Origin of the sequence: Micromonospora sp. NPDC005686 (assembly GCF_042871665.1) — a bacterium.
Lineage (GTDB): Bacteria > Actinomycetota > Actinomycetes > Mycobacteriales > Micromonosporaceae > Micromonospora.
Genome location: NZ_JBIAIY010000003.1, coordinates 625,743 through 640,730, shown reverse-complemented (window position 1 = coordinate 640,730; position 14,988 = coordinate 625,743). Strand labels below are relative to the sequence as shown.

Below are 14,988 nucleotides of genomic sequence, written 5' to 3'. Positions count from 1 at the left end.
GGAGCAGACCTCCGTGAAACTCTCACCTCGCCTCGCCGCGCTCACCGGCGCGGCCGCGGCCGGCATCCTCGCCGCCGGCACCGCCGCGGCCGTGCAGGCCGCGCCACCCGGACCCGCCGCCCCGAACCCGGCCCAGGCCCGTGCGGCCGCCGCCGACTCGGCCCGCGCCCTGGTCGCGGACCGCCCCGCGTACCTGCAGGCCGGCACTGACGACGCGTTCGTCCAGAAGCCGGTCATCTCCTCCGAGGGCACCCAGTACGTGCCCTACGAGCGCACCTACAAGGGACTGCCGGTGGTCGGCGGCGACTTCGTGCTCGCCACGGACTCCGCCGGCAACCTGAAGTACGCCTCGGTCGCCCAGCAGCGCCCGATCGGCGCCCTCGCCACCACGCCCGCGCTGACCCGGGCCGCCGCCGCGAAGACGGCACGCGCACAGCTCAAGACCGTGAGCGCGGTCGAGGGCACCACGCTCGTGGTCTACACGCTCGGCGCCGCACCGGCGCTGGCCTGGGAGACCACGGTACGCGGCACCAGCGCGGACGGCCCCAGCCGGCTCACCGTCGACGTCGACGCCCGCACCGGCGCGGTCCTGCGCCAGCAGGAGCACGTGGTACGCGGCACCGGCACCGGCGCCTGGAACGGACCCAGCCCGCTCACGCTCAACACCACCCAGTCGGGCTCCACGTACACCATGAAGGACCCGACCGTCACGAACCTGAGCTGCCAGGACGCGGCGAACAACACCACGTTCAGCGGCTCCGACGACGTGTGGGGCAACGGCACCGGCACCAACAAGGAGACCGGCTGCGTGGACGCGTTGTTCTCCGCGCAGACCGAGCACAAGATGCTCGCCCAGTGGCTGGGCCGCAACGGCGCCAACGGCAACGGCGGCTACTGGCCGATCCGGGTGGGCCTCAACGACCAGAACGCCTACTACGACGGCAGCCAGGTGCAGATCGGCAAGAACACCGCCGGTCAGTGGATCGGCTCGCTGGACGTGGTGGCGCACGAGATCGGCCACGGCATCGACGACAACACCCCGGGCGGCATCTCCGGCGGCGGCACGCAGGAGTTCGTGGCGGACACGTTCGGCGCGGCCACCGAGTGGTTCGCCAACGAGCCGTCCAGCTACGACGCGCCGGACTTCCTGGTCGGCGAGAAGATCAACCTGGTCGGCTCCGGCCCGATCCGCAACATGTACAACCCGTCGGCGCTCGGCGACCCGAACTGCTACTCCAGCAGCATCCCGTCGACCGAGGTGCACGCCGCGGCCGGGCCGGGCAACCACTGGTTCTACCTGCTGGCGAACGGCAGCAGCCCGACGAACGGGCAGCCGTCCAGCTCGACCTGCAACAGCAGCAGCGTGACCGGCCTGGGCATCCAGAAGGCCATCAAGATCATGTACAACGGCATGCTGCTGAAGACCTCGTCCTCGTCGTACCTGAAGTACCGCACCTGGACGCTGCAGGCGGCCAAGAACCTCTACCCCGGCAGCTGCGCGGAGTTCAACACGGTCAAGGCCGCCTGGGACGCGGTGAGCGTGCCCGCCCAGTCCGGTGACCCGACCTGCTCCGGCGGCAGCCCGACGCCCACCCCGAGCACCACGACCACCCCGCCGCCGGGCGGCTGCTCCGGCAACAAGCTCGCCAACCCGGGCTTCGAGTCGGGCAACGTGAGCTGGAGCGCCTCGTCCGGCGTCATCACCACCAACAGCGGCCAGGCCGCGCACGGCGGCTCGTACAAGGCGTGGCTGGACGGATACGGCTCGTCGCACACCGACACGCTCAGTCAGTCGGTGACGATCCCGGCCGGATGCCGTGCGACGTTGAGCTTCTGGCTGCACATCGACAGCGCGGAGTCGACCACCAGCACCGCGTACGACAAGCTCACCGTCAAGGCGGGCAGCACCACGCTGGCCACCTACTCCAACCTGAACAAGGCCACCGGCTACGTGCAGCGGTCCTTCGACATCTCGTCGCTGGCCGGCACCACGGCGACCATCTCGTTCAGCGGCGTGGAGGACAGCTCGTTGCAGACGTCCTTCGTCGTCGACGACACCGCGGTCAACCTGAGCTGACCGTGGCGTAGCGCGGCCGGTCGTCGTCCTCCCGACGGCCGGCCGCCTCGTCGCGCCCGGCCGGGTGTCGTCGCGCCGGGCCGGCCGCTTCGTCGCGCCGGGCCGGGCGCGTCGTCGCGCCGGGCCGGGCGCGTCGTCCGGCCGGCACCGATGCGTCAGGCCGGGCACGCGCCCTGGGACGCGGCGCCCCGGTCGCGGTGGATCCGCGCGGCCGCCTCGTGCATCGCGCGGCCGAACAGCTCGGCCTGGTCGCCCATGCTGCCGAGCCGGGCGGCGAGCGCGTCGGCGTCGGCCCGCGCGGACGCGCTGACCTGGGCGTCCAGCTCGGACAGCGCCGCGTTGGCGGCGGCGACGAGGTGTTCGCAGAGGACGCCCAGCGGCTCGCCGGCCAGCTCCGGGTCGATCGTCACGGAATCCAGCCGGCCACCCTGGACGGCGACGGCGCGGACCCGGCCGCCGGCGGCCGTGCCCTCGGCGCGCAGGAGGTCGCCCGCCTCGCCGTCGGCATGCGCCGAGGCCCGCGAGCGCATCGAGGTGAGCGCCTGCTGGGTACGGGTCAGCAGCTCATCGAGGCTCGCGGCCGCCGAGAACGGGTCGTTGGTCATATCCGCGCTTTCCTCACGTCTTAGCCGAGCACCGTGACCCTAGCAACCGGCCCCGACGAATCGCGCTCGCCTGCCGGCGTGGGTCGCCTCCCGGTGCCGCGAGCAGGCCGGACGCCCGTGGTGCGGCGTGTCGCGCCCGGGCGGAGACCCGTTGACGCGGCGTGTCGCGGACGGGCGAACGCCCGGCCGGGGTGACCCGGCCGGGCGCCGCCGGAGCCGCTCAGCGCAGGCGCAGCCGCTGACCGGGGAAGATCAGCCCCGGGTCGTCACCGACCACCGTGCGGTTGCGCTCGTGCAGGGCACGCCAGCCGCCGTCGACGCGCTGCGCCACGGCGATCTCCGACAGCGTGTCCCCGGGCCGGACCAGGTACGTCCCGGCGCCGGTACCGGGCCGCGGCGCGACGAGGGCCCGCTCCGGTGCGGCCCTCTTCGTGGCGGGACGCCGCGGCGCGGCCTTCTTCACGCCTGACCGCTTGTCGGCAGTGGCCGACCCGGAACCCTTCTTCGCCGAGCCGCCCTTCTTGCCGCAGACCGGCCAGGCGCCGATGCCCTGCCCGCGCAGCACCTTCTCCGCGACGGCGATCTGCTCGGACCGGCTGGCCAGGTCGGCGCGGGCGGCGTACTTCTGGCCGCCGTAGCCGTTCCAGGTGGCGCGGGAGAACTGGAGCCCGCCGTAGTAGCCGTTACCGGTGTTGATCTTCCAGTTGCCGCCCGACTCGCAGCGAGCGACAGCGTCCCAGTTGACGCCCGCGCTGGCCGGAGCGGCCGAGCCGAACAGGGTCGCGGCGCCGAGGGCGGCGCCGGCCATCACCGCTCCGAGAGCGGTACGGCGGCCTCGGGCTGAGTGTTCAGTTGCCATGTGGATTCCTCCACGCCGACGAGGTGAGCTGTCGGGTTCGGGCCGAGGAGCCCGGCCGCCGGTGGCGGCTTCACCCCGAGGTGACGATGCACCGTGGAACGTGTGGTTCCCCCGCTCCCGCACGAGGTTCGGTGACCGCGGCCGACGGCGGGATTTGGCGTTTCCGGCCTGCGGTGTCCGCTACTGCGAACGAAACCGACGCTAAGAGCGCTTTGCGTCGATCGTCCACTTCTTGTGATGCCCTTCACCCGGCCGGGCTACCGGGCGCTACCGTGGCAGGGCTGGGCAAGATCACGGGAGGCGGGACAGATGACCGATCACGGACACGAGCTGACCTTCGGCGGTTTCCTCACCCCCGCCGCCGCGCAGCCGGACCAGGTGGTGGCGCTGGCCCGGCTCTGCGAGCAGGTGGGGCTGGACCTGGTCACGTTCCAGGACCACCCGTACCAGCCGGGCTTCCTGGACACCTGGACGCTGATGTCCTACGTGGCTGCCGCCACCGAACGCGTCCGCCTGGCCGGAAACGTACTGAACCTGCCGTTGCGCCAGCCGGTGGTGCTGGCCCGCAGCGTCGCCAGCCTGGACCTGCTCACCGGCGGCCGGGTCGAGCTGGGACTCGGCGCGGGCGCGTTCTGGGACGCGATCGAGGCGGCGGGCGGGCGACGCCTGTCCCCGGGCGCGGCCGTCGATGCCCTCGACGAGGCGATCCGGGTGATCCGCGAGGTCTGGGACACCGACCGCCGCGGCATGATCCGCGTCGACGGCGAGCACTACCAGGTGGTCGGCGCCAAGCGCGGCCCGGCGCCCGCGCACCCGGTGGGCATCTGGGTCGGCGCGTACAAGCCGCGCATGCTGCGCCTGGTCGGCCGCGCCGCGGACGGCTGGCTGCCGTCCCTGTCGTACCTGCCGAAGGGCCCCGACGAGCTGCCCGCCCTGAACGCCCTGGTGGACGAGGGCGCCCGGGCCGCCGGACGCGATCCGGCCGCGATCCGCCGCATGCTCAACGTGACCGGCACGTTCGCCCGCTCGTCGGGCGGCCTCCTGGCCGGGCCGCCGGAGCAGTGGGTGGAGGAACTGGCCGGGCTCACGCTGGAGCACGGCATCACCACGTTCATCCTCGGCAGCGACGAGCCGCGCGCGATCCAGATCTTCGGCCAGGAGGTCGCGCCCGCGGTGCGCGAGCTGGTCGCCGCCGAGCGCACCGCGCCCGAGCCCCGCCCGGCCGCTGGACAACAGGCCGCCGGCGGCGGCGCCGGCACGCTCGGGGTCACCCCCACCCCGGACCCGGGGGTACGCCTGAGCGCACGCCGCCCCTGGGACGAGTCCACCCGCCCGAGCGCCCCGCCGCCGCCGGCCGGGCACGCCTACCCGCCCCGGGGACAGGCCGCCGGGCAGCACCTGGTCGACGTGCACGACCACCTGCGCCAGGAGCTCGCCCAGGTGCGCGACCTGCTGGAACAGGTCAAGCGGGGCACGGTGTCGCCGGGCCGGGCGCGGGCCGCGCTGAACGAGATGACCATGCGGCAGAACAACTGGACGCTCGGGGCGTACTGCGCGGCGTACTGCACCATGGTCACCCAGCACCACGGGCTGGAGGACGCCTCGATCTTCCCGCACCTGCGCCGCTCCGAGGCCGGGCTGGCCGCCGTGCTGGACCGCCTGGAGGAGGAGCACGTGGTGATCCACGGCGTGGTGGAGAGCGTCGACCGGGCGCTCGTGGAGCTGGTCCGCCGGCCCGGGGACTTCACCGGCCTCCAGGAGGCGGTGGACCTGCTCACCGACACGCTGCTGTCGCACCTGTCGTACGAGGAGCACCAGATCGTCGAGCCGCTGGCCCGGTACGGGTTCTTCCCCGGCCAGCTGTGAGACAGCTGACTTTTGCTTTCCTAAGTCAGGGGGTACCGTCGACGCCGTGACGGACCTCCTCGCCCAGCGTGACTCCTGGTCCACCGCCAACTGCTCGATCGCCCGGGCGCTGGAGGTGGTCGGCAACCGCACCACGCTGCTCCTGCTGCGGGAGGCGTCGTTCGGCACCCGCCGCTTCGACGACTTCGCCCGGCGGGTCGGCGTCAGCGAGCCGGTGGCCGCCGCACGCCTCAAGCAGCTCGTCAGCGACGGGCTGCTCGACCGACGCCCCTACCGCGAGCCCGGGCAGCGCACCCGCGACGAGTACGTGCTCACGGCCAAGGGAAGCGACCTCATCCCGGTGCTCGTCGCGCTGCGGCAGTGGGGCGACGCGTACGCCGCCGACGGGGCCGGCCCGGCGGTCCGGGTGACCCACGACGAGTGCGGCGCGGCGGTGCACGCCCGGCTGCGCTGCGACGCCGGGCACGACGTACCGCCCGGTGAGCTGGCCGTTCTGCCCGGCCCGGGCCTGCTGTCCGCCTGACGCACCCCTTCCCACACCCCGGAGCGAGACATGAAGATCGCTGGAAGCACCGCCCTGGTCACCGGCGCCAACCGCGGCTTCGGCCGGCACCTGGCCGCCGAACTCGTCGCGCGTGGCGCCACGGTCTGGGCCGCCGCCCGCAACCCGGGCACCGTGGTCGATGACGAACGCCCTGCGCCTCGAGCTGGCCGGCCGGGGCGTCCGCGTCGCGGGCCCGCACGTGGGCTACACGGACACCGAGATGACCGCCGCCGTGACCGGCCCGAAGACCGACCCGGCCAAGATCGCCCGGCTCGCGGCGGACGGCATCGAGTCGGACAGCTACGAGATCCTGGCCGACGACGTCGCGCGCCGGGTCCGGGCCGGACTGTCCGGCGGAGTGGCCGCGCTCTACCCCGCGCTCCCCTGAGCGCCAGGCGTTGAACGGGGGCCCTTCTCTGTCGCGCAGGCGACAAGAAAGGGCCCCTCCCTACGGCTACAGGCCGCGAGCCAGGCGGTCGGCGAGGATCCGGGTGAACCGGGCCGGGTCGGCCAGCTCGCCACCCTCGGCCAGCAGTGCCATGCCGTACAGCAGTTCGGCGGTCTCGGTCAGCGCGGCCGTGTCGCCGCCCTCCCCGTGCGCCTTACGCAGCCCGGTGACCAGCGGGTGGGCCGGGTTCAGCTCCAGGATCCGCTTGACGCGGGGCACCTCCTGGCCCATGGCCCGATACATCTTCTCCAGCGTCGGCGTCATGTCGTGCGCGTCGCCCACCACGCAGGCCGGTGAGGTGGTCAGCCGGGTGGACAGGCGCACCTCCCTGACGCTGTCGGCGAGCGCGCCGCCGAGGAACATGAGCAGGTCGGCGTACTCCTGGCGGTCCGCCTCGGCCTTCTCCTTCTCCTCCTCGGTCTCCAGGTCCACCTGGCCCTTGGCGACCGAGCGCAGCGTCTTCCCGTCGTACGCGCCGACGCGCTCGACCCACACCTCGTCCACCGGGTCGGTGAGGATCAGCACCTCGTAGCCCTTGGCGCGGAACGCCTCCAGGTGCGGCGAGTTCTCGATGGTGGTCCGGTTCTCACCGGTGGCGTAGTAGATCTCGGTCTGGCCGTCGCGCATCCGCTCCACGTACGCGCGCAGCGAGGTCGGCTCGGCCGGGTCGTGGGTGCTGGCGGCGCGCACCAGCTCCAGCAGCGTCTCGGTGTTGTCCGGGTCCTCCAGCAGACCCTCCTTCACCACCGGCCCGAACTCGGTCCAGAACGTGCGGTACGACTCGGCGGACATGTCCTTGAGTGTGGCGAGCACCTTCTTGACCAGCCGGCGGCGCACCGCGCGGATCTGCCGGTCCTGCTGGAGGATCTCCCGCGAGATGTTCAGCGACAGGTCGTGCGCGTCCACCACGCCCTTGACGAAGCGCAGGTAGTTGGGCATCAGCGCGTCGCAGTCGTCCATGATGAACACGCGCTTGACGTAGAGCTGCACGCCGCGGCGGCCCTGCGGGGAGAACAGGTCGAGCGGGGCGTGCGAGGGCAGGAACAGCAGCGCCTCGTACTCGAAGGTGCCCTCGCCGCGCATGTGGATGGTTTCGAGCGGGTCGGCCCAGTCGTGCGCGACGTGCCGGTAGAACTCCTTGTACTCGGCCTCGTCGACCTCGTCCCGCGAGCGCGCCCAGAGCGCCTTCATCGAGTTGAGCGTCTGCTCCTCGCGGATGGTGGCGCCGTCCTCGCCGGGCTTGTCGACAGTCATCCGGATCGGCCAGGAGATGAAGTCGGAGTAGCGCTTGACGATCTCGCGGATGGTCCACTCGGCGGTGTAGTCGTGCAGGTTGTCCTCGGTGTCGGTCGGCTTGAGGTGCAGCGTGACCGAGGTGCCCTGAGGCGCCTCCTCGACCTCCTCGATCGAGTACGTGCCCTCGCCGCTGGACTCCCAGCGGGTGCCGCCGGACCGCCCGGCGCGGCGGGTCAGCAGCGTCACCTTGTCGGCCACCATGAACGTGGCGTAGAAGCCGACGCCGAACTGGCCGATCAGCTCCTGGGACGCGGCGGCGTCGGCGGACTCGCGCAGCTTGCGCAGCAGCTCGGCGGTGCCGGACTTGGCGATCGTGCCGATCAGGCCGACCACCTCGTCGCGGGTCATGCCGATGCCGTTGTCCCGCACGGTGAGCGTACGGGCGTCCTTGTCGACCTCGATCTCGATGTGCAGGTCGGCGGTGTCGGCCGACAGCTCCTTGTCGACGAGCGACTCCAGCCGCAGCTTGTCCAGCGCGTCGGACGCGTTCGAGATCAGTTCGCGCAGGAAGACGTCCTTGTTCGAGTAGATCGAGTGCACCATCAGTTGCAGCAACTGACGGGCCTCGGCCTGGAACTCCAACGTCTCGCTCACACCGACTCCCTTCCACTCTGGCGGGCCTACGGCGGAAAGGATACGAGGCGTGACCATCGCGGCACGCACCGGCCGCCCCCGAAACCGGCTGGTCCAACCAGTTGACGGGTTGATCTGTTCGGGCCACACTGCTGCGCATGACCTTCGATCCCGCGCCTCGTGTCTCGGTCTCCGACCACGTCTTCGGCCGGCTTCGGGACGCGATCGTGTCCGGCCGCTACGCGCCGGGCGAGACGCTGCCCGGCGAGCGGGAGCTGGCCGGGGCGTTCGCCGTCAACCGGCACGCGGTCCGGGAGGCACTGCGCCGCCTGCAACAGCTCGGCCTGGTCCGGGTCAGTCAGGGCGGCGCGACCCGGGTACTGGACTGGCGGGTCCACGCGGGGCTGGACCTGGCGCTGTCCCTGGCGCGCTCCGGTGACGTACTCCCGGTCGAGACGCTGGTGCGCGACATGCTGGAGATGCGGGCCTGCGTCGGGACCGACGCGGCCCGGCTCTGCGCCGAGCGCGGGGACGCGGCGGTGGTCGCCGCGGTGGTCCGGGCCACCGAGGAGTACGGCGAACTGGCCCCCGACCTGGACCTGATGCACGAGGCGAACATCGCCGTCTGGCGGCTGATCGTGCGCGGCAGCGGCAACACCGCCTACCAGCTCGCGTTCAACAGCCTGGTGGCCGGCACGTTCGCGGTAGGCGACGTACCCCCGGACGCCCGCGCGGCCGAACTGCTCGACGTCGCCGGGCACCGCAGTCTCGCCGCGGCTGTCGCCTCCGGTCAGGGCGCGGCGGCGGCCCGGCACGCCCGGGCGCTGCTGACCGCGCCGGTCACCACCCCCCTCTCCCCCACCCCCCGAAGGGAAGCGCGCGCATGATCCCCGCCGTGCTGTACGCGGTCCCGGCGTTCCTGCTCCTGATCGTGATCGAGGCGGTCTCCTACCGCTTCCTGCCCGACGACGACGAACGCGGCTACGAGGTGCGCGACACCGCCACCAGCCTGTCCATGGGGCTGGGCAGCCAGATCATCGGCATCCCGTGGAAGCTGCTCACCGTCGGCCTGTTCGCGGGGCTGTGGACCGTGGCGCCGGTGCAGCTGTCCCCCGGCGACTGGTGGACCTGGGTGATCCTGTTCTTCGCCGACGACCTGGCGTACTACTGGTTCCACCGCTCCCACCACGAGGTACGCGTGCTCTGGGCCAGCCACGTCGTGCACCACTCAAGCGTCCACTACAACCTGTCGACGGCGCTGCGGCAGAGCTGGACGCCGATGACCTCGCTGCCGTTCTGGCTACCGCTGGCGCTGCTCGGCATCCCACCGTGGATGATCTTCCTGCAGCAGTCGGTCAGTCTGCTCTACCAGTTCTTCCTGCACACCGAGAGGATCAACGTGCTGCCCCGGCCGATCGAATGGATCTTCAACACCCCGTCGCACCACCGGGTGCACCACGGTTCGAACACCGAGTACCTGGACCGCAACTACGGCGGCATCCTGATCGTCTGGGATCGGCTGTTCGGCAGCTTCGAGCCCGAGCGCGCCACCGCGCGCTACGGGCTCACCAGGAACATCGGCACCTACAACCCGCTGCGGGTGGCCACCCACGAGTTCGCCGCCATCTGGTCCGACGTACGCCGGGCCGATTGCTGGCGGCACCGGCTGGGCTACCTGCTCGGCCGTCCCGGCTGGCAGCCCGTCCGATGAGGCGGCTGCTGCCCCTGTTCGGGCTGGTCGCCGCCGTCGAACTGATCGGCGTCGCGCTCGACTCGTCAGTGCTCCAGTGGCTGGCCAAGCCGCTGCTGGCGCCGGTGCTGCTGGCGTACCTCCTGGCGCACCGGCGCCGGTGGGACGCGGTGGCGGTGGGCCTGGTCGCCGCCACCGCCGGCGACGTCGCCCTGCTCCTGCGGGGCGACACCGCGTTCCTGGCCGGCATGGGCTTCTTCCTGGTCGCCCAGATCGCGTTCATCACCGCCTTCGTGCGGTACCGGCGGGCCCGGGCCGTGGCGTGGGCCGGCTACCTGCTCGCCTGGGCGGGCGCGAACGCGCTGCTGTGGAGCATGCTCGGGCCGTTGCGGCTGCCGGTGCTCGGCTACAGCCTGGCGCTGTGCCTGATGGCCGCCGCCGCGACCGGGGTGTCCGCCCGGGTCGCCGTGGGCGGGGCGCTCTTCCTCGTCTCCGACCTGCTCATCGGCATCGGCGCGGCCGGGGTGGAGCTGCCCGGGCGGGGCCTGCTGGTGATGGTCACCTACTGCGCCGCGCTGCTGCTGATCACCACCGGCTGGGTGACCGCGACGCGCCCGGCGACCGGCCCGCAGCCGCCGCCGGCCGGTACCCTGCTCGCGTGGCCAGGGAGAACGGGCGCAAGCTGATCGCCTCGAACAAGAAGGCACGGCACGACTACGACATCCTCAAGACGTACGAGGCGGGCATCGTGCTGGCCGGCACGGAGGTGAAGTCGCTGCGTGAGGGGCGGGTGTCGCTGGTCGACGCGTTCGCCCAGGAGCGCGACGGCGAGATCATGCTGTACGGCCTGCACATCGCCGAGTACGGCTTCGGCACCTGGACCAACCACGCGCCCCGGCGCACCCGGAAACTGCTGCTGCACCGGGTGGAGATTGCCCGGATCCTGGAGAAGCTGCGCGACGGCGGCGTCACGCTGGTGCCGCTGTCGATGTACTTCGCCGACGGCTGGGCCAAGGTGGAGCTGGGCCTGGCCCGGGGTCGCCGCTCGTACGACAAGCGCCAGGCGCTGGCCGAGCGGGACGCCAAGAAGGAGATCGCCCGGGAGATGGGCCGGCGCCTCAAGGGCCGCGCAGCCGGCCGTCGCACCTGATCCGCCACATGTCGCGGACAGTTCCTGTCCGCTGGTTCCGGCAGGGTGGAGGGCGACCGATCACACCTACCGCCGGTTCGCCGGTGGACCGGACGGAAGGGGAGCTGCCATGGCTCGCGACGTGCAAATCACCATCGACTGCGCCGATCCCGCGAAGCTCGCGGCGTTCTGGGCCGAGGTTCTCGGCTATCGGATCCAGGGCCCGCCGGAGGGCTTCGGCTCGTGGGAGCAGGCGCTGACCGCGATGGGCGTTCCGCCGGAGCGGCACAACGACGCCTCGGCCGTGGTCGACCCGGAGGGCTCCGGTCCGCGACTGTTCTTCCAGCGGGTGCCGGAGCCCAAGCGGGTCAAGAACCGGGTGCACCTGGATGTCCGGGCCGCGCCCGGGCTGACCGGCGAGGCCCGGATGGCGGCGCTGGAGGCGACGGCCGACCTGCTCGTCCCGCTCGGCGCGACGCGCGTCGAGCGCCACGAGCCCGCTCCCCCGCTGGACGCGGGCCACCTGCTGATGACCGATCCGGAGGGCAACGAGTTCTGCCTGGACTGACTCCGCCGATATACAAGACGTCTTGTACATCATTTCTTGTTGTTCTAGCCTGCCGGTATGGCGGACGAGACCGGCAACCGGCGCGTGAGCGACCCGCGAGCCATGCGGGCGCTGGCCCACCCCACTCGACTACGGCTGCTCGGCGAGCTGCGCCTGCGCGGCCCGCAGACGGTCGGCATGCTGAGCGAGCGGACCGGCGAGGCGGTCGGCTCGGTCAGCTATCACATCGGCAAGCTGGCCGAGCACGGCTTCGTGGCCGAGGCCCCCGACCTGGCCCGGGACCGGCGCGAGCGGTGGTGGCGGGCCGCGCACGCCACCACCCACTGGGATCCGTTGGAGTTGCTCGACGACCCGGAGCGACGGCTCGCCGGCAACCTGCTGCGCCAGGCCGCCATGCAGCGCTACGTGGACCGCTACCAGGCGTACCTGGACTCCGAGGCGAGCCTCGACCCGGCCTGGGTACGCGGCACCACCAGCAGCGACATGGTGCTGCGCCTGACGCCGGAGGAACTGGTCGAGCTGCGCGACGAGTTGTCCGCGCTGGGCCGGCGCTGGCAGGAACGCGGCGCACCCGGGCGGTCCGGCGCCGAGATGGTCACGCTGATCTGGCAGGCGTACCGGGGGCCGCAGTGAACCGCGACCGCCGGCCCCTGACCGGACTGCTGATCGGGCACGCCGTCTCGCTGACCGGCAACGTGCTCACGCTGATCGCGCTGCCGCTCTACGTGCTGTCCGAGACCGGCTCACCGGCGGCCACCGGGCTGGCCGGCGCGTTCGCCACCGCACCCGTGGTGCTCGGCGGCGCGTTCGGCGGCGTACTGGTCGACCGGATCGGCTACCGCCGCTCCAGCGTGCTCGCCGACGTGGTCTCCGGCGTGACCATCGCCGCCGTACCCCTGTTGCACGCCACCGTCGGGCTGCCGTTCCCGGCGCTGCTGGCCCTGGTCTTCGTCAGCGGCCTGCTGGACACGCCGGGGCAGACCGCGCGCACCGCGTTGCTGCCGGAGGCGGCGGAGGCGGCCGGGGTACCGATCGAGCGGGCGGTCGGCTGGGCGGAGGCGACCGCGCGCGGCGCCCGGATGATCGGCGCACCGGTGGCCGGTCTGCTGGTCGGCGTGTTCGGCGCGCTGCCGGTGCTGGCGGTGGACGCGGTGACGTTCGCGGTGTCGGCGCTCGTGGTGACGCTGCTGGTGCCGCGCGACCTCAGCCCCGGCGGCGACGAGAGCGAGCCGGAGGCCGGGGGCTACTGGCGGCAGTTCGCCGCCGGGCTGCGTTTCCTGGTCCGCGAGCCGCTGCTGCGCGCCATGGTCCTGCTGGTGCTGGTGACCAACCTGTTCGACGCGGCAAAGAGCCAGGTGCTGCTGCCGGTGGTCGCCGACCGGGAACTCGGCGGACCGGCGGCGTTCGGCCTGCTGGTGGGCGTCATGGGTGGTGGGGCACTGGTCGGCTCGCTGGTGTTCAGCGCGATCGGGCACCGGCTGCCCCGGCGGGCCACGTTCGTCACCGCCTTCGCGCTGTGCGGCGCGCCGCCACTGTGGGCGCTCGCCGCCGCGCCGCCGCTACCGGTGGTGATCGCCGTGGTGGCGGTGGCCGGGCTGGCCGCCGGCTCGCTCAACCCGCTGATGGGCGCCGTCGAGCTGGAGCGGGTGCCGCCGGCCATGCGGGCCCGGGTGTACGGCGTGATCGGCGCGGGCGCGTGGGCGGCCATGCCGGCCGGCGCGGTCGGCGCGGGATTCGCCGCGGACCGGTTCGGCCCCACGTCCACGCTCGTCGTGATGGGCGCCTGCTACCTGCTGGTGGTGCTGACACCGCTGCTGGGCGGTCCGTGGCGGGACATGCGCCGGCCCACAGTGGTACGGCAGCGTGAGCCCGAGCCGACGCCGGAGCGCCAGCGGGAAGCGCTCTCTTGACATCGACCGACTTCGTTCATACCTTCATCGAAGTCTATTTGTATGGTTTGTTAACCGTCGGGCGGGGCCGGCCGCCGCGACGGTGACGGCCACCATCCCGCAGGAGGCGCCCCGTGCGCACCATCCGTACCCTCGCCGCCCTGGCGGTGACAGCGGTCGGCCTCACCGCCGCCCTCGCCACCGTCCCCGACTCCCCCGCGATCGCCGCCCCCGGGGCGGTCACCTGGTCCGACGACTTCAACGGCCCGGCCGGCGCCGCCCCCGACGCGAGCAAGTGGCGCTACGACATCGGTGGCGGTGGCTGGGGCAACAACGAGTTGCAGTACTACACGAACAGCACCCGCAACGCCGCGCTCGACGGCAACGGCAACCTGGTCATCACCGCCCGCAAGGAGAACCCGTCCGGCTACTCCTGCTGGTACGGAAGCTGCCAGTACACCTCGGCCCGGCTGCTCACCAACGGCACGTTCGCCCAGGCGTACGGGCGGTTCGAGGCGCGCATCAAGGTCCCGCGTGGACAGGGACTGTGGCCGGCGTTCTGGATGCTCGGCAACGACATCGGCACGAACCCGTGGCCCGGCAGCGGCGAGATCGACATCATGGAGAACGTCGGCTACGCGCCGTCGACCGTCTGGGGCACGCTGCACGGCCCCGGCTACTCGGGCGGCAGCGGCGTCGGCGCGTCCACCTCGCTGCCGGGCGGGCAGGCGCTCGCCGACGCCTTCCACACCTTCACCGTGGACTGGGCGCCGGACTCGATCACCTGGTACCTCGACGGCGTGGCGTACTCGCGCAAGACGCCCGCCGACATCGGGGGCAACCGCTGGGTCTTCGACCACCCGTTCTTCATGATCATGAACGTCGCGGTCGGCGGCAACTGGCCCGGCTCGCCGGACGGCGGCACCACGTTCCCGCAGACCATGACGATCGACTACGTCCGGGTCCAGGCCTGGGACAACGGCGGCGGGGGCACCGGCGGGCAGATCGTCGGGTACGGCGACAAGTGCGTCGACGTGGCCAGCGCCAACACCGCCAACGGCACCCCGGTGCAGCTCTGGACCTGCAACGGCACCGCCGCCCAGCGGTGGACCTGGAACGCCGACGGCTCGGTCCGCGCGCTCGGCAAGTGCCTCGACGTGGCCGCCGGATCCACCGCGAGCGGCGCCAAGGTGCAGCTCTACGACTGCAACGGCACCGGCGCGCAGAAGTGGGTGTTCAGCGCGGCCGGCGACATCGTCAATCCCCAGGCCAACAAGTGCCTGGACGCCACCGGTCCCAGCTCGGCCGACGGCACCCGGCTGCAGATCTGGGACTGCACCGGCGCCGCCAACCAGAAGTGGCGGCGCTGACCGGCACCCCCGGGGCCCGGGGCGGGCGCCACACCCCGCCCGCCCCGGGGGCGGCACGAATGGCGTTGCGTCCC

The 14,988-nt window shown here is 72.5% G+C and carries 15 protein-coding genes and 1 riboswitch; of the genes, 12 read left to right on the top strand and 3 right to left on the bottom strand.

The genetic code is table 11. The features are described 5' to 3' along the window. The first annotated feature begins 13 nt into the window (after positions 1 to 13). Positions 14 to 2,077, top strand: a complete 2,064-nt coding sequence (locus ACFYON_RS10090; protein WP_354863460.1) for a M4 family metallopeptidase — start codon at positions 14 to 16, stop codon at positions 2,075 to 2,077. A gap of 155 nt (positions 2,078 to 2,232) precedes the next feature. Here the strand turns inward: ACFYON_RS10090 and ACFYON_RS10085 are convergent, their stop codons facing one another. Next, positions 2,233 to 2,682, bottom strand: coding sequence for a YbaB/EbfC family nucleoid-associated protein (locus ACFYON_RS10085; protein WP_357707878.1), 450 nt, complete (start codon positions 2,680 to 2,682; stop codon positions 2,233 to 2,235). Positions 2,683 to 2,902: 220 nt separating this feature from the next. Then, a complete protein-coding gene (locus ACFYON_RS10080; protein WP_354863462.1) occupies positions 2,903 to 3,541 on the bottom strand; it encodes a transglycosylase family protein in 639 nt (212 codons plus the stop codon). Next, a riboswitch (cyclic di-AMP (ydaO/yuaA leader) is annotated at positions 3,540 to 3,685 on the bottom strand. It overlaps the preceding gene by 2 nt. Before the next feature lie 165 nt (positions 3,686 to 3,850). Between ACFYON_RS10080 and ACFYON_RS10075 the strand changes: the two genes are divergently transcribed. The 3 genes from ACFYON_RS10075 (at position 3,851) to ACFYON_RS10065 (ending at position 6,339) form a co-directional block, all read left to right on the top strand. Then, complete coding sequence (locus ACFYON_RS10075; RefSeq protein ID WP_354863463.1) at positions 3,851 to 5,407, top strand: LLM class flavin-dependent oxidoreductase; 1,557 nt, start codon at positions 3,851 to 3,853, stop codon at positions 5,405 to 5,407. A gap of 46 nt (positions 5,408 to 5,453) precedes the next feature. After that, the gene (locus ACFYON_RS10070; RefSeq protein WP_354863464.1) at positions 5,454 to 5,930 is read left to right on the top strand and encodes a helix-turn-helix domain-containing protein; all 477 of its coding nucleotides are present in this window, start codon (positions 5,454 to 5,456) and stop codon (positions 5,928 to 5,930) included. 160 nt (positions 5,931 to 6,090) lie between these two features. Further along, on the top strand, positions 6,091 to 6,339 hold the full coding sequence (locus ACFYON_RS10065) for a hypothetical protein (protein ID WP_354863465.1): 249 nt from the start codon (positions 6,091 to 6,093) through the stop codon (positions 6,337 to 6,339). Between the two features lie 66 nt (positions 6,340 to 6,405). Here ACFYON_RS10065 and htpG read toward each other — a convergent pair whose 3' ends face one another. Continuing rightward, positions 6,406 to 8,289, bottom strand: coding sequence for a molecular chaperone HtpG (gene htpG / locus ACFYON_RS10060; protein ID WP_354863466.1), 1,884 nt, complete (start codon positions 8,287 to 8,289; stop codon positions 6,406 to 6,408). A 137-nt stretch (positions 8,290 to 8,426) separates the two neighbouring features. Between htpG and ACFYON_RS10055 the strand changes: the two genes are divergently transcribed. From ACFYON_RS10055 to ACFYON_RS10020, 8 genes are all read left to right on the top strand, one after another. After that, entirely contained in the window at positions 8,427 to 9,155 is a 729-nt protein-coding gene (locus ACFYON_RS10055; RefSeq protein ID WP_354863467.1) for a GntR family transcriptional regulator, read from the top strand. Further along, complete coding sequence (locus ACFYON_RS10050; RefSeq protein WP_354863468.1) at positions 9,152 to 9,979, top strand: sterol desaturase family protein; 828 nt, start codon at positions 9,152 to 9,154, stop codon at positions 9,977 to 9,979. The genes ACFYON_RS10055 and ACFYON_RS10050 overlap by 4 nt, the downstream gene beginning before the upstream one ends. Then, the gene (locus ACFYON_RS10045; protein WP_354863469.1) at positions 9,976 to 10,644 is read left to right on the top strand and encodes a lysoplasmalogenase; all 669 of its coding nucleotides are present in this window, start codon (positions 9,976 to 9,978) and stop codon (positions 10,642 to 10,644) included. Before ACFYON_RS10050 ends, ACFYON_RS10045 begins: the two co-directional genes overlap by 4 nt. Continuing rightward, complete coding sequence (smpB, locus tag ACFYON_RS10040) at positions 10,617 to 11,108, top strand: SsrA-binding protein SmpB (RefSeq protein ID WP_354863470.1); 492 nt, start codon at positions 10,617 to 10,619, stop codon at positions 11,106 to 11,108. The genes ACFYON_RS10045 and smpB overlap by 28 nt, the downstream gene beginning before the upstream one ends. Before the next feature lie 109 nt (positions 11,109 to 11,217). Next, positions 11,218 to 11,655 carry a VOC family protein gene (locus ACFYON_RS10035; protein WP_354863471.1) on the top strand — a complete coding sequence of 146 codons (438 nt, stop codon included), beginning with the start codon at positions 11,218 to 11,220 and terminating at the stop codon, positions 11,653 to 11,655. 57 nt (positions 11,656 to 11,712) lie between these two features. Beyond that, positions 11,713 to 12,288 (top strand): winged helix-turn-helix domain-containing protein, encoded by a 576-nt coding sequence (locus ACFYON_RS10030; RefSeq protein ID WP_354863472.1) that lies wholly within the window; start codon positions 11,713 to 11,715, stop codon positions 12,286 to 12,288. Beyond that, on the top strand, positions 12,285 to 13,565 hold the full coding sequence (locus tag ACFYON_RS10025) for an MFS transporter (RefSeq protein WP_354863473.1): 1,281 nt from the start codon (positions 12,285 to 12,287) through the stop codon (positions 13,563 to 13,565). Before ACFYON_RS10030 ends, ACFYON_RS10025 begins: the two co-directional genes overlap by 4 nt. A 113-nt stretch (positions 13,566 to 13,678) precedes the next feature. Continuing rightward, entirely contained in the window at positions 13,679 to 14,914 is a 1,236-nt protein-coding gene (locus ACFYON_RS10020; protein ID WP_354863474.1) for a ricin-type beta-trefoil lectin domain protein, read from the top strand. Positions 14,915 to 14,988: the final 74 nt, after the last annotated feature.

Excerpts from the sequence above, each read along its gene's own strand:
- ACFYON_RS10050 (WP_354863468.1), top strand. The coding sequence starts at position 9,152 with ATGATCCCCGCCGTGCTGTACGCGGTCCCGGCGTTCCTGCTCCTGATC.
- ACFYON_RS10035 (WP_354863471.1), top strand. The coding sequence starts at position 11,218 with ATGGCTCGCGACGTGCAAATCACCATCGACTGCGCCGATCCCGCGAAG.
- ACFYON_RS10030 (WP_354863472.1), top strand. The coding sequence starts at position 11,713 with ATGGCGGACGAGACCGGCAACCGGCGCGTGAGCGACCCGCGAGCCATG.
- ACFYON_RS10055 (WP_354863467.1), top strand. The coding sequence starts at position 8,427 with ATGACCTTCGATCCCGCGCCTCGTGTCTCGGTCTCCGACCACGTCTTC.
- ACFYON_RS10085 (WP_357707878.1), bottom strand. The coding sequence starts at position 2,682 with ATGACCAACGACCCGTTCTCGGCGGCCGCGAGCCTCGATGAGCTGCTG.
- ACFYON_RS10065 (WP_354863465.1), top strand. The coding sequence starts at position 6,091 with ATGACGAACGCCCTGCGCCTCGAGCTGGCCGGCCGGGGCGTCCGCGTC.
- ACFYON_RS10080 (WP_354863462.1), bottom strand. The coding sequence starts at position 3,541 with ATGGCAACTGAACACTCAGCCCGAGGCCGCCGTACCGCTCTCGGAGCG.
- ACFYON_RS10075 (WP_354863463.1), top strand. The coding sequence starts at position 3,851 with ATGACCGATCACGGACACGAGCTGACCTTCGGCGGTTTCCTCACCCCC.
- ACFYON_RS10045 (WP_354863469.1), top strand. The coding sequence starts at position 9,976 with ATGAGGCGGCTGCTGCCCCTGTTCGGGCTGGTCGCCGCCGTCGAACTG.